General features: G+C 60.9%; 18 protein-coding genes. 8 read left to right on the plus strand and 10 right to left on the minus strand.

Annotated features, from left to right (window positions below):
• Positions 1-370: 370 nt before the first annotated feature.
• From QN222_RS04025 to QN222_RS04035, 3 genes are all read left to right on the plus strand, one after another.
• On the plus strand, positions 371-1441 hold the full coding sequence (locus QN222_RS04025) for an alcohol dehydrogenase family protein (RefSeq protein ID WP_283961098.1): 1071 nt from the start codon (positions 371-373) through the stop codon (positions 1439-1441).
• A gap of 10 nt (positions 1442-1451) precedes the next feature.
• Positions 1452-2567, plus strand: a complete 1116-nt coding sequence (locus QN222_RS04030; RefSeq protein ID WP_283961097.1) for a mandelate racemase/muconate lactonizing enzyme family protein — start codon at positions 1452-1454, stop codon at positions 2565-2567.
• 84 nt (positions 2568-2651) lie between these two features.
• Positions 2652-3653, plus strand: coding sequence for a glycine betaine ABC transporter substrate-binding protein (locus QN222_RS04035; protein ID WP_283961125.1), 1002 nt, complete (start codon positions 2652-2654; stop codon positions 3651-3653).
• 323 nt (positions 3654-3976) lie between these two features.
• On the opposite strand, the gene QN222_RS04040 is transcribed toward QN222_RS04035, so the two are convergent.
• The 10 genes from QN222_RS04040 to QN222_RS04085 form a co-directional block, all read right to left on the minus strand.
• On the minus strand, positions 3977-5329 hold the full coding sequence (locus QN222_RS04040) for a mandelate racemase/muconate lactonizing enzyme family protein (protein WP_283961096.1): 1353 nt from the start codon (positions 5327-5329) through the stop codon (positions 3977-3979).
• 71 nt (positions 5330-5400) lie between these two features.
• A complete protein-coding gene (locus tag QN222_RS04045) occupies positions 5401-6477 on the minus strand; it encodes a sn-glycerol-3-phosphate ABC transporter ATP-binding protein UgpC (RefSeq protein WP_283961095.1) in 1077 nt (358 codons plus the stop codon).
• A 59-nt stretch (positions 6478-6536) separates the two neighbouring features.
• Positions 6537-7883: a sugar ABC transporter substrate-binding protein gene (locus QN222_RS04050; protein ID WP_283961094.1), complete on the minus strand. Its 1347-nt coding sequence runs from the start codon at positions 7881-7883 to the stop codon at positions 6537-6539.
• A gap of 33 nt (positions 7884-7916) precedes the next feature.
• Positions 7917-8762, minus strand: coding sequence for a carbohydrate ABC transporter permease (locus tag QN222_RS04055; protein WP_283961093.1), 846 nt, complete (start codon positions 8760-8762; stop codon positions 7917-7919).
• The gene (locus QN222_RS04060) at positions 8762-9709 is read right to left on the minus strand and encodes a sugar ABC transporter permease (RefSeq protein ID WP_283961092.1); all 948 of its coding nucleotides are present in this window, start codon (positions 9707-9709) and stop codon (positions 8762-8764) included. Before QN222_RS04060 ends, QN222_RS04055 begins: the two co-directional genes overlap by 1 nt.
• A gap of 244 nt (positions 9710-9953) precedes the next feature.
• Complete coding sequence (locus QN222_RS04065; RefSeq protein ID WP_284005257.1) at positions 9954-10577, minus strand: DAK2 domain-containing protein; 624 nt, start codon at positions 10575-10577, stop codon at positions 9954-9956.
• Positions 10577-11575 carry a dihydroxyacetone kinase subunit DhaK gene (locus QN222_RS04070; protein ID WP_283961090.1) on the minus strand — a complete coding sequence of 333 codons (999 nt, stop codon included), beginning with the start codon at positions 11573-11575 and terminating at the stop codon, positions 10577-10579. The genes QN222_RS04065 and QN222_RS04070 overlap by 1 nt, the downstream gene beginning before the upstream one ends.
• A gap of 12 nt (positions 11576-11587) precedes the next feature.
• Positions 11588-12700: an amidohydrolase family protein gene (locus QN222_RS04075; protein WP_283961089.1), complete on the minus strand. Its 1113-nt coding sequence runs from the start codon at positions 12698-12700 to the stop codon at positions 11588-11590.
• Complete coding sequence (locus QN222_RS04080) at positions 12697-13761, minus strand: amidohydrolase family protein (protein ID WP_284005258.1); 1065 nt, start codon at positions 13759-13761, stop codon at positions 12697-12699. Before QN222_RS04080 ends, QN222_RS04075 begins: the two co-directional genes overlap by 4 nt.
• Before the next feature lie 31 nt (positions 13762-13792).
• On the minus strand, positions 13793-14206 hold the full coding sequence (locus tag QN222_RS04085; RefSeq protein WP_283961088.1) for a Rieske (2Fe-2S) protein: 414 nt from the start codon (positions 14204-14206) through the stop codon (positions 13793-13795).
• 180 nt (positions 14207-14386) lie between these two features.
• Between QN222_RS04085 and QN222_RS04090 the strand changes: the two genes are divergently transcribed.
• The 5 genes from QN222_RS04090 (at position 14387) to QN222_RS04110 (ending at position 20009) form a co-directional block, all read left to right on the plus strand.
• Positions 14387-15415 carry a LacI family DNA-binding transcriptional regulator gene (locus tag QN222_RS04090; protein ID WP_283961087.1) on the plus strand — a complete coding sequence of 343 codons (1029 nt, stop codon included), beginning with the start codon at positions 14387-14389 and terminating at the stop codon, positions 15413-15415.
• Between the two features lie 387 nt (positions 15416-15802).
• Positions 15803-17044 carry an ABC transporter substrate-binding protein gene (locus QN222_RS04095; protein ID WP_283961086.1) on the plus strand — a complete coding sequence of 414 codons (1242 nt, stop codon included), beginning with the start codon at positions 15803-15805 and terminating at the stop codon, positions 17042-17044.
• 69 nt (positions 17045-17113) lie between these two features.
• The gene (locus QN222_RS04100) at positions 17114-17995 is read left to right on the plus strand and encodes a sugar ABC transporter permease (RefSeq protein ID WP_283961085.1); all 882 of its coding nucleotides are present in this window, start codon (positions 17114-17116) and stop codon (positions 17993-17995) included.
• Between the two features lie 40 nt (positions 17996-18035).
• A complete protein-coding gene (locus QN222_RS04105) occupies positions 18036-18917 on the plus strand; it encodes a carbohydrate ABC transporter permease (RefSeq protein WP_283961124.1) in 882 nt (293 codons plus the stop codon).
• 6 nt (positions 18918-18923) lie between these two features.
• Complete coding sequence (locus QN222_RS04110) at positions 18924-20009, plus strand: sn-glycerol-3-phosphate ABC transporter ATP-binding protein UgpC (RefSeq protein ID WP_284005259.1); 1086 nt, start codon at positions 18924-18926, stop codon at positions 20007-20009.
• The last annotated feature ends 31 nt before the right edge of the window (positions 20010-20040 follow it).

Consider the following 20040-nt stretch of genomic DNA (forward strand, 5'->3'; position numbering starts at 1 on the left):
GGGAATTACCTACCTCCCTGCAAGAGCGCCCCAGCAGTCTTATTGCACATCCGGATAGATATCACACCCGGACCGGCCGGTCTGCCCGAAGCCGGACTTCGGATAATCCCCGGGTCGTGCTCGGGACAGAGAGGCCGGTCACGACCTGAGTGAACCTGAAGTCAATTGCGGATGAGAATTAAGCGCATTGTCATTCACGGCGGGATGGCCTCAGATTTAAGGACAAGGCAGGCAGTCAGCACCCAGTGAGACAACGACTGACACAGCCTGCATGACCGACATCACGAATAATACATTGCGGGAATCCAAGACGGTGAACAGAGTTTCTCTTCGCCCGGACGACACTCGTTTGTCCGCAATTCCAGAACGTATGAGCGGGGTCGTCCTCGTCGGTCACGGCGGATTCGACAAGCTCGAGTATCGCAATGACCTTCCGGTACCGAAGCCGGATCGAAACGAAGTTCTCATCAGGGTGGCGGGCGCCGCCGTCAACAACACCGACGTCAATACGCGCATCGGCTGGTATTCGAAGGTCGTGACGAGTGAAACCGGCCATGGCGCGGCACAGGGCATCGAAGACCTGCGCGATACGGACGCGAGCTGGTCTGGAGAAGCCATGAAATTTCCCCGCATCCAGGGTGCCGACTGCTGCGGCCACATCGCTGCCGTAGGATTAGACGTCGATCCGGCGCGGATCGGCGAACGGGTTATCGTTCGCAACATGCTTCGCTCGTACGTCGATTACCGACCGATGGAATGCTGGACGTTCGGGTCCGAGTGCGATGGCGCGTTCGCTCAGTATACGAAAGCACCTTCCCGCGAGACGTTCCGGGTCGATTGCGACTGGAGCGACCTCGAACTTGCTTCCCTCCCCTGCGCGTTTTCCACCGCCGAGGGCATGATGCACCGCGCAAATGTCGGCGCCGGTGAACATGTCCTGATCACCGGCGCTTCGGGTGGGGTCGGCTCCGCCGCCGTTCAGTTGGCCAAGCGTCGTGGCGCGATCGTGACTGCCATCGCCGGCGGGGAAAAGGCCGCCCATGTGCGCAGTCTTGGCGCAGACCGAGTTATTGATCGGCACGAAAGCCTGATCGAGAAGCTAGGCCCCATGAGCGTCGACGTCGCGATTGACGTCACGGCCGGCCCTGCCTTCCCCGAGGTCCTGGAGGTGCTCAGGAAGGGCGGGCGCTATGCCGTCGCCGGAGCGATCGCGGGCCCCATCGTGGAGCTCGATGTCCGAACCTTGTACCTCAAAGACCTCAGCTTCTTCGGCTGCACGTTTCAGGACGACGTCGTCTTCGAAAATCTCGTGCGCTACGTGGAACGAGGCGAGATCCGTCCGATGATCAGCAAGACCTACCCGCTCGAAAACATCGTCGAGGCGCAGAAAGACTTCATCTCAAAGAAGTTCAGCGGAAAGCTTGTCCTTACCATCTCGTGACGGAAGAACCATGGCAGATATTAAGATAAAACAGATAGATGTGTTTCGAGTGGACCTGCCCTACGCAGGTGGGGTCTACACCCTCTCTGGCGGGCGGGAGTACCGCAGCTTCGACGCTACCATCGTAAGGGTGACAACGGACAGCGGCCTTGAAGGCTGGGGTGAAAGCACGCCGTTTGGATCGACGTACATCGCATCTCACGCGCTCGGAGTTCGCGCGGGCATCGCGGAAATCGCGCCTCACCTGATTGGCCTCGATCCACGGCGCGTCGACCGCATCAATGAGACCATGGACGCGGCGCTTGTGGGGCACGAGCATGCGAAGACCGCAATCGACGTTGCCTGCTGGGACGTATTCGGAAAATCCGTTGGGCTTCCCATTTGCGACCTGTTGGGCGGACGCACGAATGTCCGCATGCCGGTCATTTCATCAATCTACATGGGCGATCCAGAGGACATGCGAAGGCGCATCGCCGAACATCGGGCGATGGGCTACGTGGGCCATTCCGTCAAGATTGGCGGAGAGCCAGCGGTCGACGCCGCTCGCATCGCCGCCGCACTGGCGGACAAGCAGCCAGGCGAGTTCTTCATCGTGGATGCAAATGGGGGAATGCTCGTCGAAAACGCTTTGCGCATGCTCAGGCTGCTGCCGCCTGGCCTGGATTTCGTGCTTGAGGCTCCCTGCGCGACCTGGCGGGAATGCGTGTCGCTGCGGCGGCGCACCGATGTCCCGATCATCTTTGATGAGCTCGCAACCAGCGATTCTTCGATCGCCCAACTCATCGGCGACGATGCAGCCGAGGGGATCGGCCTCAAGATCTCAAAGAACGGAGGCCTCACGAAAGGTCGTCGGCATCGGGATATGTGCCTGGCCGCCGGCTACACCGTCAGTGTCCAGGAGACGACGGGGTCCGACATAGCGTTTGCTGCGATCGTGCATCTGGGCCAGACCGTGCCCGAGCGAAATCTTCGATGTGTCCTGGAGAGCCGCGACATGGTGTCGGTGAAGACGGCTGACGGATCCTACGAGGTGGTTGAGGGACGTGTCGTGGCACCTGCCCTCCCCGGCCTCGGGATAACGCCACGGCTCGACGTGCTCGGGGAGCCAGTCGCGAGCTACGCCTAAGTCTTGAGGCTGAAATCCAGTCACGCGAACGAAAGCGGCAGCCCGCGTGAAGAAAGCGTGCCGCTGAAAAAGGGGAACGAAAAAATGAAAAAGTATTTGCTTTCGACATCGACGATCTTCGGACTGCTGTGGGGCATCACAGCAGCAAATGCCGCCGACTGCGGCGACGTCACCCTTGCGGTGCATAATGTCCAGAGCGCCGAAGTGCTCACCTTCGTCGACAAGTTCATCCTGGAAAACGGCTACGATTGTAATGTCCAAACCGTTCCCGGCGATACCGTGCCGACCACAACCTCGATGGTCGAAAAAGGGGATCCCGACGTGTCCTCGGAGACGTGGATCGACCTCTTGCCTGAGATCGTTCCGCGTGGCGTTGCCGATGGGAAGATTGTGCTGGGAGCGGCGGCACTACCGGATGGCGGTATTCAAGGCTTATGGATTCCAAAATATCTGGCAGATGCGCATCCTGACATCAAAACCATCGATGATGCGCTCAAACATCCTGAATTGTTTCCGGATCCGGAAGATGCAAGTAAGGGCGTGATCTTCAACGGCGCTGCCGGCTGGGGTGCGACAATCGTGACCGCGCAGTTGTTCAAGGCATACGATGCGAGCGAAAAGGGCTTCAGGCTTCTCGATCCTGGCTCTGCCGCAGGCCTCGACGGTGCCATTGCGAAGGCCTACGAGCGCAAGGAAGGCTTCATCACATACTACTGGGCTCCGACGGCGTTGCTCGGAAAGTATGAGATGGTGATGCTGCAGCCAACCGTCCCACACGATGCCGCGGAATGGAAGCGCTGCAACACCAACCTGGAATGCCCCGATCCCAAGGTAAATGCCTGGCCTGTCGACAAGGTCTATACCGTCGTGACCAAGGCATTCGCGGATCGAACCAGCCCGGAAGTCATGGCGTATTTCAATACGCGCGGTTGGAGTAACGATACCGTCGGCAAGCTGATGGCGTGGCAGACGGAAAATCAAGCGGCCGGAGAGGAAGGCGCTCAACACTTCCTGGAGCAAAACAAGGACATCTGGTCGAAATGGGTGCCGGCGGACGTCGCTGAAAAAGTCCAAGCGGCCCTCTGAACCGAGCTCGGGAAGCGCGTGGTTCTCAAACCGCGCGCTTCCTTTCGCTTCTTATGATCACGGCTGGACCAAGACTCGCGCCAAGGTTCCGTAGGCCCCCTCGGAGCGTGAAGAGTCACGATCGTGATCGATGCCATCCGAGTTCACCTCGATCCACTCACCATTCTCCTCCACTGTAGTGGAGGCCCGATGTTCAGATCCCTCGCCTCGAACTGCCGCCCTAAGCCAACGCTCATTGCCGATCTTTGGCTTTAGTACTCATACGAGTGTACGAGTGCTGAACGCCGCGAGAGAACATTCTTCGCTCGGGATCCTTCTTCACGCTAGCGTCGACCACGGACAAGCTGGGTCTGATAGCGCGGCGGTTCGACCCGTTCGAAGCCTGCCTTACGCTTGTTCCACTCCTCGGTCGGAAGAAACAGTGCGTCCGGTTCGCGCAGATTGGCCTTTACTGCCTCCAGATTGAGTTCGATGCCAAGCCCTGGCAGATCAGGAACCTTAACGTAGCCTTCGTCGAGATATTTGGGATCGAGACCCGTGACCAGTTCCTCCCAGAACGGCACGTCAAGGCCATGATGTTCGACCGCCAGCAGGCTGTTGATCGCAGCACCGCAGTGGACGTTCGCCATGAAGCCGATCGGCGAGCAGCACGAATGCAGTGCCGTAGCCAGGCCGTAGCGCGCGCCGTAGTCGGCGATGCGCTTTGTCTCCAGCATGCCGCCCGACGTCAGGAGATCGGGGTGCAGGATATCGAAGGCCTGGGTTTCGATCGCCTCGCGGAAACCGTCGACAAGATAGAGATCCTCACCGCCCGCGACCGGCGTCAGCAGGGCGTCCGCAACCTTTTTGTGTCCCTTGATATCGTGCCAGATGACCGGGTCCTCGATCCACGCAAGGTTGAACGGTTCAAGCGCCTTGCCGATGCGGATCGCCTCATCCGCAGTGACGTAGCCTTCGCCGAAGTGATCGACGCAGAGCGAGATCTCACTGCCGACCTCGGCACGAACCGCCCGCACGATTTCGACCGCGGTTTCGATCCCCTTTTCCGAAATCTTGGCGCCGCGTCCGGAGCCCGGCGCGCGGGTGCTCCTGCCGAGATCGTATTCGTGTTTCGTAGCCGAGCCGATGAGCGCACCTTCCGTCGTTTCGAAGAGCTTGGGCGGCAGGTCGAACTTGATGAAGGTGAGACCCATGTCGGCGCGCGCGCGGACAGCCTTGGCGTAGGCCTCGGGCGTCAGCTCTGCGGGCGCGGGCGTATCGCCGTAGATGCGGACGCTGTCGCGATACTTTCCTCCGAAGAACTGGTGGCAGGGCACGCCGTAGATCTTGCCGACAAGATCCCAGAGCGCGATCTCGATGCCTGAAATTCCGCCCCCTTCGCGCCCGTCACCGCCGTAGAGCCGCAGCGCGTTGAAGATCATGTCGACATTGCAGGGATTCTGGCCGAGCAGGAAATGCTTGAGCCGCAGCGCACTTTCCGGATGGCCGCCGTCGCGAACCTCGCCAAGCCCGTAGACGCCCTGATTGGTGTCGATGCGGATGATCGGGTAATAGCATATCCCCGTCACGACGGCGATGCGCATGTCGGTGATGCGGATGTCCGAGGGGCGAGAATGCGTCCGCACGGCATTCTCGACCGCCTCCAGCGTGGAGGCCGCGTTGATGGGCTTGTTCACTGTCAATCTCCTGGTTTGAAGGCCGACCTTCGGAACCGGCCCTTGAAATCGGTTTCGCCTCGAGGTTCCGGCTAGGCCGCGTTCAGTCGCATCCCGGACTGGCGATCAAAGACATGGACGAGTTCCGGCGCGACCGAAACCTCGAAAGCCTGGCCGGTCGCCACTTGATGCTCACCATCGATGACAGCGACGATATTGTGCCCGCCGACATCGAAGGTGACATGCGTCAGCGCCCCCGTGGGCTCCACGAAGCGCGCCGGGCCTTTAAGCCTGGCGCCGGCACCATGGGTCGCGAGATGCTCTGGACGGAATCCGAGTGTCACCGGCCTGCCCTCGTCCAGTCGCACGCCATCGACACGGATCGCTTCGCCGCCCGGCAGCTTCGCCAGGGGACCTCGATCGTCACTGCCACCGACGGCATCCACGAAATTCATTGCCGGAGTACCGATGAAGCCCGCAACGAACAGGTTGGCAGGCCTGCGATAAAGCTCCATCGGATGTCCCTGCTGCTCGATGCGGCCTCCATGCATGACGACGATATGGTCCGCGAGCGTCATTGCCTCGATCTGGTCGTGGGTGACATAGATGGAAGTTGTCCTGACCTTCTGGTGCAAGCCCTTGATCTCGGAACGCATTTGGACGCGCAGTTTGGCGTCGAGGTTGGATAGCGGTTCGTCGAACAGGAAGACTTGCGGTTTGCGCACCACGGCGCGCCCCATAGCGACGCGCTGGCGCTGGCCGCCGGACAGTTGCGAGGGGCGGCGGTCGAGCAGCGGGGTGAGGCCGAGCATCCTGGCCGCTTCGCTCACGCGAGCATCGATCTCGGCCTGCGGCTTCTTGGCGAGCTTCAGATTGAAGCCCATGTTTTCCGCAACCGTCATATGCGGATAGAGCGCATAATTCTGGAAAACCATCGCGATATTGCGCTCGCGAGGCGTCAGATCGTTGACCACCCGATTGCCGATGGCGATTTCCCCGCCCGACGTTTCCTCGAGCCCCGCGATCATCCGCAGAAGGGTCGACTTCCCGCAACCGGACGGACCGACCAACGCCACGAAGGCGCCATCCTCGATCATGAGATCAATACCATGAATGACATCCACCGCGCCGAAGCTCTTCCTGACATCTGTCATCTGAACGGAAGCCATGGCCCTCTCCTTTCTGTATGGGATGAGCCGGGCGGGCGATATTCCGCCCGGCTATTCGATCAGCCGGCGCGGCGCATCGTGCGCTCCCAGCCGGTCGCGACCTCGTCCATTGCGTCCTTCGGCGACGCCTCACCGAGCAGCGCTTTGGAAAGACCGGCGCGAAGCTGCGCCTCCACGGCGCCCCAGAACGCGTCGCGCGGATTGGCGATCGCGGTCTTCAGCTGGTCGGCCATCACGCTTGTGAAGCCGTAGGTGTTGACGACCTCCGGATCCGTGAGGACGGAAAGGCGTGCGGAGGCGTTGCCCTTTTCCATCGAACGCTTCGCCCATTCGCGGCTGGTGATGAACTGCACGAACTCGAAGGCCCAGCCGGTATGAGCACCCTTGGACGGAACCGCAAAACTCCAGCCGCCGAGCGAGGAGCGGCTGTCGGCCGCGCTCTCAAGACCCGGAACCATCGCCCATTTCCACTTGCCCTTGGTCTTGGACTTTTCGGATCTGTTGATGGGGGTGGCGGAGGCGTTGAGCGTGATCGCCATCGCGTAACGGTCGTTCTGGCCGTTGGCGATGATTTCATCCCATTCCCACGTGAGCGCGTCCTGCGGCACCACATTGTGCTTGTTGAGCAGGCTTGCGTAGAATTCGAGGCCGGCCAGCGACTTCGCGTTGTTGATCCAGATGTCCTTCGTCTTGCTGTCGTAAAAGCCGCCGCCTGCCGAGAGAAGGTAGGGACCGAAATGATCGACGATAGCGCCACCCTGGCGGGCGCAGTAGCCCACACCGAAACGGTTCGGCTTGCCTGCCTCGGTCAGCTTCTGGGCCGCATCGAGATATTCGGCGAATGTGGTCGGCGGGGTCTTGATGCCGACCGCTTCCAGGAGAGCCGGCTGGTAGTGCAGGATATAGGTGGTGCTGCGGTAGGGCACGCCGCGCAGCACGCCGTCGATGCTGGCGAGGTCGAGCGATGCCTGCGAGAATTCGTCCATGCCGAAATCGGCGGCGTACTTCCCGCCGGCCTTCTTCAGGAGCTCGTTGACGTCCTCCATATACGGATGCATCCAGCCGATCATCGAGGCGCCCATCTGCATAACGTCGAAGCTCGTCGTGCTCCCGCTGGTCAATTCGGCGCGAGCACGGGTAATGAGCGGCTCGTTCGGCAACTGGATGTATTCGACCTCGATGCCTGTCTCCTTGGTGAAGGCCGGAATCGCATCTTCAACGATCGTGCCCTTCCACGGCGCGCTGTCGCCGAGCACGGTGAGCTTCTGCGGCTTGCTCTGGGCAAGCGCCGGCGTGAAGAGCGCCGAGCGCATCAGCCCCGCGCCGGCGATGGTCGCCGCCGAACCGATCATCATGCTGCGGCGGTTGATAGCTGGTCCGCCGTACTTTCCCTTGTTCTTCTCCATTCCCATTTCCTCCTCCGTTGCTTGCAGACACATTCACTTCACGGTTCCCGACGACAGTCCCTGCACCAGGTGCTTCTGGACGATCAGCGAGAAGATGATGACGGGGATGACGACGAGCACGCCCGAGGCCGTGATCGCTCCCCAGTTGGTGCCGGTCTCCCCACCGGCATAGCTTGCGAGCAGCACCGGCGAGGTACGCGTCGCATTGTTTGTGAGGATCGCCGCAAAGATGAAGTCGTTCCAGGCGAGCAGCAGCGACAGGATCGCGGCGGTAACGATGCCCGGCCGGGCGAGCGGCAGCACGATTCTGCGGAAGGCGAGCATCCTCGAAGCGCCGTCGATATAGGCCGCCTCCTCAAGCTCCTTCGGCAGGTTGGCGAAATAGTCCTTCATCACCCAGACGATCAGCGGGAGACTGAAGGTCGTGTAGGCGATGATGACCGAAATGCGCGTGTTGGACAGTCCGACTGCCTTGAAGAGCACGAAGAGTGGAAGGAGGATCGCTACCGGCGGCAGCATCCGCATGATCAGGAGCGTGATCATCGCCACACCACGGCCCGGAAAATGGAAGCGCGCGAAGGTGTAGGACGCCGGGATTCCTATAAGCAGGGAAAGCGTCACCGAGGCCGTCGTGACGACGAGCGAATTGCCGAAGGACGCCAGGAAGTCCGACTGCGTCAGCACGTGCACATAGTTCTCAAAGGTCGGTATCCAGAAGAACACCGGCGGGTTGGTGAAGATCTGCTCGCGCGTCTTGAGCGAGATACCGACGATCCATAGAAGCGGGAAGACGAAAACCAGGAAAAGGCTTACGAGACCCGCGTAGGTCAGCACGTAGCTGGTGAACTTGCGGCGCTTGCCGCGGGCGAAACCGGACATCACTGGATCTCCTTCCGCTTGGTGGCGAGGATGAAGAAAACGCAGAAGATCAGCACGATGAAGAGCATGACCCAGGACGAGGCAGCCGCGAGCGTCAGATCGAAGGATAGGAACGACGCCTCGAAGGTGTAGACGGAGAGCAGCTTCGTCGCATTCGCCGGGCCGCCGCCCGTCATCACCCAGATGTTCTCGAAGGAGCGAAACTCGAAGATCGTGCGGAGAAGGACTGCCACGACCACATAGGGCATAAGGAGTGGCAGCGTCACGTGGCGGAAGGTCTGCCAGGAGTTCGCGCCATCGACGGCGGCCGCCTCGACCGGCTCACTCGGCAGCGACTGCAGCCCGGCGAGCAGCAGGATCGCGACGAAAGGCGTGTTCTGCCAGATGTTGACGATGCCGACGGCAATCAGTGCCAGATTGGGGTCTCCAAGCCAGACCGTCCTGGTGCCGAGGATGGCGTTGACTAGCCCGTAGCTCGGATCGAGTAGCAGCTTCCAGGTCAGTGCGGCCACGATCGGCGTGATCATCATGGGAATGATGAGCGCGGTGCGGAAGATGCGCACGAAAGGCACGCGGCTGTTGAGAAGAAGCGCCACGCCAAGACCGAAGAGCAGTTCCAGCGTCACTGTCGAGAGCGTGTAGCCAATCGTCAGCAGGAGGCTCGACCGAAACAGCGGATCGGTGAAGAGATCCTCGTAGTTGGCGAGACCGACGAATCTGCCGGCCAGCAGCGCGCTGTCGATTGTCCAGCCCTGAAAGCTCAGCAACAGCGAGAAAGTGAGCGGAATGCCGAAGACGAGAAGGCTGGCGATGATCGTCGGAACGGTCGTCAGCGGTACGAACATCCGGTCCTGAAATTTGATCCACGCATTGCGACGTTCGGACATGGCGTCCTCGCCGACCATGTCGACATATCCGCCTGTCGGCTCGAACTGCTGAGCCACCATTTTTTCCTCCTCCTACAGTCGGTCGCTCCAGACCGTCCGTCGCCTTCAGCTTACCTAACGTCCAGCGTCAACACTCAAACTATTTACCTAACAAAATGCAAGAAGAAATTTGCATTTTGTTATTTTATTTAGCGTTGCCCGCTCTTTTCCCAATGCTGATAGGCAGAAACCACGGTCACCGACGACTCGCCTCGCGTGAAAATACGTCGATAACGCAGTGAAGTGTGCCGAGTTTGTTAGGTTGTTAGGTTGCGTTTTGCGGTAATTCCGCCACCGCCTTTGTCAACGCGACAAAAGCCAACATGCCGGGATCGTCGAGACCCACACTTTTCTCGGCAAAGAACTTTGCCCGCCCCATACGACAAGGCCGGCCGCGGAACTCAAGTATAACCCGGTCGACCGCCTCCCGGGCGGCACGCGCAGCTCCTTCGGCATCGACCTCTCCGGCCACCGCGGCAGCAACGGCATCCAGCGCATCCAGCACCGTCTTGTCGCCGAGCTTGGCGTTGCCCCTCGCCATCATCCCGTCGCGCGCCGCGGCAAGGAGACTGGAAAGGTCCTCCCAATCGACGCGTTCCCATTCTCTTGTCTGCTTCGACAAACCTAGGAGCGAACTGGCGAAAAGCGTCCCCAGGCTGGAGCCCGTTGCCGACATGCCGGCGCGGGCAAGCCTGCCGAAGACGTCGCTCACCGATCCTGCCGCTTGCGGCTCCGATGCTGCCATGGCGCCAATAACGCGGGCGAGCATGGAGCCCGTGTCGCCATCACCCAGCTTCGCGTCGGCGGCGTTCAATTCCTGCTCCAGGCCGGCCATGGCCCGGGCGGCGCGGCTGACGCCCTCGGCGATCTGGAAAACTGTCAGTTCCATCAGGAGACCCTCCAGAACGGGCATTCAGCCGGGGCGCACAGCAGCGTCTTCAATTCCTCGTCCAGGTGGAAGAGGCTGACCGATGCTCCCTGCATTTCCATCGAAGTCACGTAGTTGCCGACGAGCGGCTGAAAGACGTTCAGCCTCGCATCGTCAAGCCGTTTCCTGACCCGCCGATAAAGGATGAAGAGTTCCTCCAGAGGAGTGGCGCCGAGACCGTTGACCAGAACCGACACCTCGCTGCCTGCATGCGCGGGCAGATCGGCCAGCAACCGATCCACCATTTCGTCGGCGATCGCATCCGCGGGCCGGAGTCTGTCGCGCCATATTCCCGGTTCTCCATGGATACCGATCCCCATTTCGATCTCGTCTTCCGCAAGCTCGAAGCTGGGCTTAGCCGCCGACGGCAGCCGGCAGGGAGCAAGCCCGACACCGATCGTGCGGGTCGCAGCGACCGCTTTTGCGGCGACCCGCGTCACCTCCTCCAGGTCGGCCCCTCTGTCGGCGGAGGCTCCGGCAGCCTTGTAGGCATAGATCAACCCGGCCACACCGCGCCGACGGCCGATCTCGTCTGGGCCGCCACTGGCGATGTCGTCAGTGCCGAGCACGGTCGTGCAACGGATGCCTTCGTCCTCGAGCACCTCGCCGGCCATGTCGAAATTCATCCTGTCGCCGCCGTAATTGCCGTAAAGCCGCAGCACACCCCGACCACCATCGGCGAGCCGGATCGCATCTACGCAGCTGTCGATGTTTGGCCCCTCGAAAACGTTGCCGATCGAGCAGGTGTCGATGAGGCCACGGCCAACATAGCCGGTGAAAAGCGGCAGATGGCCGAAGCCGCCACCGGAAGCTATGCCGACCTTCCCGCTGGTCACGCCTTCCGCGCGCCGTATGACCCGGCCAGCCGCGCCGTCGCGCGCGAGCGACGGAAATGCGAGCGTGAGGCCATCGAGAGCTTCGTCGACATAATGTGCGGGATCGTTGATGAGCTTCTTCATGAAACAGGTCTTTCAATCGAGATTGGCATAGAAATTCATGGCGTTGTCATGGAACAGCATCTGCCGCTCGGCGGGGGTCATCGGCATTACGATCGCACGCTGTGGATCGTCGAAGTCCCAATGCGGATAGTCGGTCGCAAACATCATGCGGTCGAAACCGATGAGGTCGAAGAGCAGGCGCAGTTCTTCGCGGCGCTCCGGCTCTTCGGCGGGCTGGGTGGTGAACCAGACGTTCTGCCTGAGATATTCGGAGGGTGGCCTTTTGCAGCGCGGTGTTTCGCTTCGCATCTTCCGCCAATGATTGTCGAGCCGCCAGCCTAGCGACGGCACCCAGGCAAAGCCGGCCTCGATCATCACTATGCGGAGCTTTGGGAAAAGCTCGAAAACGCCTTCGAGGATCATGCTCGCAACCTGCGCGTGGGCGCTATGGGTCAACACATGATGGTCTTCGATATAGTAATCAGGCCAGCCGCTTGGCGACGGCGCATAGGGCGACGGCCCACCGACATGGAAGCCGATCGGCATGTCGTTGCGCTCAGCGGCCTCGAAGATCGGCCAGTAGCGCTTGCGGCCGATCGGCTCGACGGAGCGCGAACCGAGCTGGATCTGGGCGAAATTCCTGTCTCCGGCCCGACGCTCGATTTCCTCGACGGCAAGTTCGGCGTCCTCCGCACCGATGTGGATCGATGCCTTCAGCCGCTTGTCCTTCGAAGTAAACTCGTCCACCTGCCAGTCGTTGGTTGCCGTGCAGAGTGCCGCCGACAGGTCCGTGTTGCGGGCATTGTTGGCGCCGACGATCGGTTGCAGGATGCCGAACTTGACGTTGTGCGCGTCGAGATGCTGGACCTGCATAAACTCCAGGTCAGAACCGGGCGGGTTGCCGTTCGGCGGCCACGCATCGCGGCGCGCCGTCTCGGGCGTGAAGCGCGGATAGGGACCGCCTCGTCCGGCATACACGCAATGCGCCAGGCTGCCATAGGCATCGAGGTGATCGCGCCAGTGCTTCTCGAGATAGGGGTGCAGCGCCTTTTTATGCTTCAGCGATGGATGAATATCGCAGTCGACTAACTGAAACCTCGTGTCGCCCTGTACCTGCCGCTCAAGGACTTGATCGACCGCACTCATTGGATCGTCTCCCTCAGTCTCGGGTAGGTTGCGAGCGGATTGTCACGCGCCATCTTCTCGACGAGGCGAGCCGGTACGCCCTCGGGAAGCACGCGATCGGCGTCGAACTGCCAGTGCGGGTAGTCGGTGGCGAAGAGCAGCATGTCGTCCGAGCCGATCTGGTCCAGCACCCGCTCAAGAACTGCCGGGTCGCCGGGGGCATCGATGGGCTGCGCCGTAAGGCGCACGTGCCGGCGCACGATGTCGATCGGGGATTCGTCCACCCACGGCACTTCCGGACGCACTGCGCGCCATGTCTTGCGCGCGCGCCAGAGGAAGCCTGGAAGCCAGGTCACGCCGCTTTCAATCAAAACGATCTTCAGTTCGGGGAACTTGACGAACACGCCCTGGAAAATGAGGCTGAGAAGCTGGCTCTCGAAGGCATGATTGTTGCTGACATAGTCCTGCAGATAGTGGCTCGGCCAGCCATTCGTCGTCGGGGCGTAACGGTAAAGGCTGCCGGCGTGGAGGCCGATCGGCAAGTCGTGGCGGGTCGCCGCCTCGAAAATGGGCCAGTAGTGCTGCTTGCCGAGCATCATGTCGAGCGCCACCGGCATCAGGACCTGTACGAAACGGCGATCCCCGGCCAATCGTTCGATTTCCTCGACAGCAAGCCGCGGGTTCTGGCTCGGCACCACGATCGACGCGCGCAGCCGGGGATCGCGCGCGAGCCATTCCGCCCTCACCCAGTCGTTGACTGCCGAGCAGATGGCGGCCCCCATCGTTTCGCTGATCGTGAAAGACCCGCCGTAAAGGACATTGCAGATCGCAAAGCGCGCACCGAAACCATCCAGGGCATGTTTTTGCAGGAGATCGAAATTGCTGCCGGGAATGGCGTCGCCATCACGCCAGTCGGGCCGGCAGGCAATCGGCGAGTTCGGCAGGTAGCTTGCCGGTTGGAAGTTATCCTGCCCGCGCGCAATGAACGCCTCTCGCCAATAGTCGTTCATGTAGGGCAGCAGCGCCTTGATCGTTGGCACCCCTGGATGAATATCGCAATCGATGGCATCGGAAATCGACAAAACGGAACCTCCTCATTCCGGGCCTGGTGGTCTAGAGTTCGACGACGATGTACTGGTCCTCGACGGAAACGCCGAACGTCTCGGCGACATACGGACCTGCGACCAGTGTCTCGCCGGACTCGACACTGAGGTCGTAGGGCCTCGCCCGGAATTTCCGCGGATCACACCAGGATTTCCCCGTGCGCAGATCGAATTCCCAGCTGTGCCATGGGCAGCGGATGAACTCTCCCGGACGGGAATGACAGAACTTTCCCGGTTCCGTCGAGGTCGTCAGCCCAACGGTCGCGCCGGCTGCGAGGCTGCCGCCCTGGTGAGGGCAGGTGTCGGAAATGCCGAACAGTTCGCCGTTGACGTTGAAGACGGCGATGGACCGCCCCTCAACATGGACAAGCTTCTGCGATCCCGAAGGGATCTCCGCCAAAGCGGCGACTATATGCCTCGCCACGATTTCCTCCCGGAATGGCAACCAGGACAGTCCTCCACCGAGGCCGCCCTTTAACTTTGTTAGGGGCGGAAGCTAACATTACAAAGCAAATAGCGCAACATTGTTTTGTACTTTGCTGCACACCTTGACGTTAAGCCTCTCCTGCGTCACAACAAAACCGACAAAGAACAGAGTTTGCCGATGGCTTCCAACCGCGTTACCATTCAGGACCTTGCCGACAGTCTCGGTCTTTCGAAGTTTTCCGTGTCGCGCGCCCTGTCGGGAAAACCCGGCGTTGGGGAGGCAACCCGGAACCGGGTGATCCGGGCCGCCCATTCGATGGGTTATCGCGTCAACCAGGACGTCAACTACACGGCAGGACACATTCTCTTCATCCGGCAGGAGATCGATCCCGTCAGCAGCGAGCTTTGGCTCAACATCATGCATGGCGCGGAACAGGAAGGAGAGAAGCTCGGATTTTCCATTCTTCCCCGCCAGGCGCGCCATCTGAACGACGCAGCGCCGCTGGATTCGTCAATCGTCGGCATCATACTGGCGGTGCCCCGCCCATCCGAATGGTCCGCCCTTGCCGCGCGGACCGGCTTGCCGGTTGTCTGCGCGAGCTATGCGAGCCCGATGGAGCAGATCGACCAGGTGGTGGGTGCCGACTGGGAATCCGGCTACGGGGTTGCACGGATGTTGGCCGGCCTCGGTCACCGCAACATGGCATTCGTGCATGGCAGCGCAACACCCATGGGCCGCGCGGAACGCTTTCGGGGCTTCCGTGACGGCGCCTCGACCGTGGAAGACGCCGTGGTAGACGATATCGTCTTCGACGAATCGGAAGGATTCCGCAGCACATTCTTCCGCTATCTTCGCTCCGGCAAGCAGCCGACAGCACTCTTTTGCGCCCATGACGGGATTGCGATCGCCGTGATATCTGAATTGCTGCGCCTCGGCATCCGGGTTCCGGAAGACGTTTCGGTCGTGGGTTTCAATGACTTCGCCTCCGCTACCCATATGTCGCCGCGCATGACAACGGTCAGGACGCCGCAGGTGGAGATGGGCGCCGCCATGGTGCGCTGCATCGCCGAGCGCATGGCAAGCGCCGACGCCCGCAACCGGCCGCCGGTGCGGCTTGCACTGGTTTCCGAAATCATCGAGCGTGAATCCGCAGCACAGGCGGGCAAGACCGATTGGCTTGCGCGCGTTCTTGAAGCGGCCGGGTGACTTGATCGCGCCCGCCCGCGCCCTTTCCTGCCAAACCTGCCCTACCCCAGCTTCACGAGGCGCTCTTGCGCCGTCGTTTGGCCTTGACAATTTTCGACACGCTTGCAATTCTAATCAGAATTGTTTCGGTTCATATTTGAACTAACTCAATACCCGCACGGAACGCCGCATCGGGCGATGCGGAGCGTGATGGGTGAAGTGGCGTCGAAGGAACCTAACGACTGTAGAAATTACCGCAATATTGTTGCGGTAAATATTGACTGAAAGGGCGAATGGAGCATACGCTGCCTACGGACGAGGAGGAGGAGAACCTTATCCACGACAGGTTCGACTAAAGCCCGGGCGCTGCCAGGTCAGCGTGCCGGCACGGCTATGGGAGAGGATAAAATGCTGCAGAAATATCGCGCCTTGATAGGCGCAAACGCCCTGGCACTCGCACTGGCTCAGTCCGCCTTTGCCGCCGAGAAGGCCGAGGTGCTGCATTGGTGGACGACGGAAGCGCAGTCGAAGGCGGTGAAGGTTTTTGCCGATGCGTTCAACGCTGCGGGCGGGGAATGGGTGGACAACGCGATCGTCAACGGCGATGTCGCGAAGCCGACCGGGATCAACCGGATCGTTGGCGGCAACCCGCCAACCGTGATGATGATGAATGCCGGCAAGCAGTTCGGCGAACTTGCCGACCAGGGGCTTCTCAACAATCTCGATGATGTTGCCGCCGCCGGCGACTGGAAGAAGTCGCTTCCGGCCGACGTGCTGGAGGCAGTAAGCCGCGACGGACACATCTATGCCGTCCCGGTGAACCTGCAGACCCCGAACTGGCTCTGGTACAACAAGGCACTGTTCGAGAAATTCGGCGTCCAGGAACCGAAAACCTGGGAGGACTTCTTCGCCGCGGCCGACAAGTTCCAGGCCGGCGGCATCATCCCGCTCGCCTTCGGCGCACAGCCCTGGCAGCAGCACCAGCTCTTCAATGGCGTGCTCGCGGGAGCCGGCGGTCGCGATCTCTACCTCTCGATCTTCCGCGACAAGAACCCGGAAGCGACCAAGACGCCGGAGTTCAAACGCGTCGCCGAAACCTATGCGAAGATCCGGAGCTATACGGATCCCGGCACGCCGAACCGTTCGTTCAACGAGGCCGCGTCGATGCTGACCACCGGCAAGGCGGCTATGCATATCATGGGCGACTGGGAAAAGGGCGAGTTCACCGCCGCCGGCTGGGTTGCGGGCGAGGACTATGGTTGTGTTCTAGGGCTGGGCCAGCAGAACTTCCTGATGGATTCCAACGTCTTCATCATGCCGAAAGGCGAGTCGGAAGCCGCCGCCAAGGCGCAAGCCCTTATGGCGGAAGTCATGCTGGACAAGGATGTGCAGGTCAAGTTCAACAACCTCAAGGGTTCCATGCCAGTCCGCAACGACGTTGACACGTCCGGCCTCGACGCCTGCTCCAAGGTGGGTCTCGAAGTGCTCGAGGACCCGGGCAAGCAACTCGCAGGCCCTGACTGGCTGGCAGGCGCCGACATGCTGAATTCGCTCGCCGACGTCGTAGTCGAATATTGGGCGACACCGTCAGAAACGCCGGACGAGTTCGCCGACAAATATGCGGCCGTGCTCTCCGAATTCCAGGAATAGAAACGTCCAGCCACGCGGGCGGCAGGACACCGCCGCCCGTTTTTTCTTACGCATATCCGGGAAATACCGATGAAACAGCGTCCAATCCGCTGGAGCGTTTATGCTGGCCTGACGCCCGCGATCCTGATCGTCGTGTTTGCCTACATTGGCACGATCATCTGGACAGTCGGCATTTCCTTCACCGATTCCCGTATGTTGCCCGTCGCCCGTTTTGCAGGCTTCAACCAGTATGTGCGCCTCTTCGCCACCGAGCGCTGGCTAACGTCAGTCCAGAACATGGTGATAGTCGGCGTGCTGATGATCGCCATCTCGCTCGCGCTGGGCTTCCTGCTTGCCGTCGCCTTGGATCAACGTATCCGGGCCGAGGGGTTTCTGCGCACCATCATTCTTTATCCCTATGCCATGAGCTTCATCGTCACCGGTCTCGTGTGGCAATGGATCCTAAACCCGACGCTCGGCATCGAGCAGACCGTTCGTGGCTGGGGTTTCGAGAACTTCCGCTTCGACTGGATCATCCAGAAGGAAACGGCGATCTATTGCGTCGTTCTCGCCGCCGTCTGGCATGCGGCCGGGCTTGTGATGGCGATCATGCTTGCGGGGCTTCGCGGCATCGATCAGGATCTCTGGAAGGCCTCGCGCATCGACGGCATAAAGCCCTGGCGCTTCTACTGGCACATCGTTGTGCCGATCCTGCGGCCGAGTTTCATTAGCGCGACCGTTCTACTTTCTCTCGGCGTCGTCAAATTGTACGACCTTGTGCTGGTGCTGACGGGGGGCGGGCCGGGATTCTCGTCCGACGTTCCGGCGAAATTCGTGATGGACTACCTTTTCCAACGCCAGAACATCGGGCTGGCGACTGCCGCCGCGACGACGCTGCTGATCACGGTGCTCTGCGCCCTCACCCCCTGGCTCTACGCGGAATATTTCCGCGCCGAAAAGCGGAAGGACTGAGCCGATGAGCACTCCACCGGCAAAGATCCATAACGTACCCATGGGCGAAGGCCCAAGCGGCCGAGCTCCCAAAGGCGTCGGTCCCGCCCGTATCGGCATCTATGCCTTTCTCGTCATTTCCGCATTGTTCTTCCTGTTGCCGCTCTACGTGATGATCGTCACCTCCATCAAGCCGATGGAGGAAATCCGTCTTGGCGGTCTTTTTACCCTGCCCACGACAATAACGTTCGAACCTTGGGCAAAGGCGTGGTCCAGCGCATGCACCGGTCTCGATTGCCGGGGCATCAGCCCGGGGTTCTGGAACTCCGTGAAAATACTTGTGCCGTCGGTGTTCTGCTCGATCTTCGTCGGCGCGCTAACGGGCTATGCGCTCTCGTTCTGGCGCGTCCGCTGTGCCAATCTGCTGTTTGCCGCTCTCCTGCTCGGAGCCTTCCTGCCCTATCAAGTCTTCATCTATCCGCTGGTGCGCATCTATTCTGCGACAGGCCTGTTCAGCACGATCTATGCATTGGTTCTGACGCATGTCATCTTCGGCCTCCCGGTGATGACTCTGCTCTTCCGCAACTATTATGCGGGAATACCGATCGATCTCTTCAAGGCGGCGCGCGTCGATGGCGGACGGTTCTTCTCGATCTTCTTCCGTTTGATGCTGCCGATGTCGATCCCCATGCTGGTGGTCGCGGTTATCCTGCAGGTCACCGGAATCTGGAACGATTTCATCATGGGGCTCACCTTCGGTGGCCTCGCCAATCGCCCGATGACGGTGCAGCTCACCAACCTCGTCGCGCCGACGGAGGGCGAGATCGCCTACAACGTCAACATGGCGGCCACAATCATGACCGCCGCCGTCCCGCTCATCGTCTATTTCGTTTCGGGCCGCTGGTTCGTGCGCGGCATCGCCGCTGGCGCAGTCAAAGGGTAAGCATTCATGTCCAGCGTTTCCATCCGGAATCTGCAGATCTCCTTCGGTGTCTTGAACGTCCTCGAAAAGCTCAACCTCGAGGTGGAAGAAGGCGAATTCCTCGTGCTTCTCGGCCCTTCCGGCTGCGGAAAATCCACACTGCTCAACGCCATCGCCGGGCTTCTCGATATCGCCGAGGGTCAAATCTGGATCGGCGACCGCAACGTCACCTGGTCCGAACCGCACGAACGCGGCATCGGTATGGTCTTCCAGTCCTATGCCCTTTATCCGCGCCTCACAGTGGAAGCAAACCTCTCCTTCGGGCTGAAAATGTCCGGAATGCCGAAAGCCGAGATCGCCCGGCGCGTCTCGGAGGCCGCGCGCATCCTCCAGCTCGAGCCGCTGCTGCAGCGCCAGCCGGCGCAGCTTTCAGGCGGACAGCGCCAGCGTGTCGCGATCGGCCGCGCGCTTGTGCGCGACGCGAAGGTGCTGCTCTTCGACGAGCCGCTTTCCAACCTCGATGCCAAGCTGCGGACGGAACTGCGCGTCGAAATCAAGCGGCTGCATAAGAGGCTGGGCTCGACGATGATCTTCGTCACCCACGACCAAGTGGAGGCGCTGACGCTCGCCGACCGCGTCGCGGTCATGCACAAGGGCGTCATCCAGCAACTCGCGACGCCGAAGGAAATCTACCAGCGCCCCGTCAACCGCTTCGTTGCGGGCTTCGTTGGTTCCCCGCAGATGAACTTCCTCCCTGGAACCCTGGTCCGAAAAGACGCCGGCGCAAGCTTCCGCCTTGCAGGCGGCAGTGAGATCGACCTGACCGGTTATGAGTTCTCCCGGCCGTTTCACGACAGGCAAAATGCGACGCTGGGGTTGCGCCCCGAACAGGCGCAGTTGCGTCGATCGGAACAGCATTCCGCAAGACTGGAGGCGATCTTTACCATCGAGGAGCCGATGGGGCCGGATACGCTCCTCTGGGGCACGCTCGCCGGCGAGAATTTTTCGGTGAGGATTTCCTCGGATCAGGCGGCCTCCATCGGCGCTCCTATCGGCATCCACGTGAACATCGCCCAGGCATCGCTGTTTGACGAGGCGGGGGACCGATTGTGAGCCCTCGCCCCCATACTCTCCAGTCCGGCCT

This window comes from Sinorhizobium sp. 6-70 (assembly GCF_030124375.1).
Taxonomy (GTDB): Bacteria; Pseudomonadota; Alphaproteobacteria; order Rhizobiales; family Rhizobiaceae; genus Sinorhizobium.

What these genes read in the sequence shown, in the direction of transcription:
- QN222_RS04050 (WP_283961094.1), bottom strand. Translation starts at nt 7,883, where the DNA reads ATGGAGAAGAACAAGGGAAAGTACGGCGGACCAGCTATCAACCGCCGC.
- QN222_RS04070 (WP_283961090.1), bottom strand. Translation starts at nt 11,575, where the DNA reads ATGAAGAAGCTCATCAACGATCCCGCACATTATGTCGACGAAGCTCTC.
- QN222_RS04100 (WP_283961085.1), top strand. Translation starts at nt 17,114, where the DNA reads ATGAAACAGCGTCCAATCCGCTGGAGCGTTTATGCTGGCCTGACGCCC.
- QN222_RS04045 (WP_283961095.1), bottom strand. Translation starts at nt 6,477, where the DNA reads ATGGCTTCCGTTCAGATGACAGATGTCAGGAAGAGCTTCGGCGCGGTG.
- QN222_RS04090 (WP_283961087.1), top strand. Translation starts at nt 14,387, where the DNA reads ATGGCTTCCAACCGCGTTACCATTCAGGACCTTGCCGACAGTCTCGGT.
- QN222_RS04055 (WP_283961093.1), bottom strand. Translation starts at nt 8,762, where the DNA reads ATGTCCGGTTTCGCCCGCGGCAAGCGCCGCAAGTTCACCAGCTACGTG.
- QN222_RS04060 (WP_283961092.1), bottom strand. Translation starts at nt 9,709, where the DNA reads ATGGTGGCTCAGCAGTTCGAGCCGACAGGCGGATATGTCGACATGGTC.
- QN222_RS04030 (WP_283961097.1), top strand. Translation starts at nt 1,452, where the DNA reads ATGGCAGATATTAAGATAAAACAGATAGATGTGTTTCGAGTGGACCTG.
- QN222_RS04065 (WP_284005257.1), bottom strand. Translation starts at nt 10,577, where the DNA reads ATGGAACTGACAGTTTTCCAGATCGCCGAGGGCGTCAGCCGCGCCGCC.
- QN222_RS04105 (WP_283961124.1), top strand. Translation starts at nt 18,036, where the DNA reads ATGGGCGAAGGCCCAAGCGGCCGAGCTCCCAAAGGCGTCGGTCCCGCC.
- QN222_RS04095 (WP_283961086.1), top strand. Translation starts at nt 15,803, where the DNA reads ATGCTGCAGAAATATCGCGCCTTGATAGGCGCAAACGCCCTGGCACTC.
- QN222_RS04075 (WP_283961089.1), bottom strand. Translation starts at nt 12,700, where the DNA reads ATGAGTGCGGTCGATCAAGTCCTTGAGCGGCAGGTACAGGGCGACACG.
- QN222_RS04110 (WP_284005259.1), top strand. Translation starts at nt 18,924, where the DNA reads ATGTCCAGCGTTTCCATCCGGAATCTGCAGATCTCCTTCGGTGTCTTG.
- QN222_RS04025 (WP_283961098.1), top strand. Translation starts at nt 371, where the DNA reads ATGAGCGGGGTCGTCCTCGTCGGTCACGGCGGATTCGACAAGCTCGAG.
- QN222_RS04035 (WP_283961125.1), top strand. Translation starts at nt 2,652, where the DNA reads ATGAAAAAGTATTTGCTTTCGACATCGACGATCTTCGGACTGCTGTGG.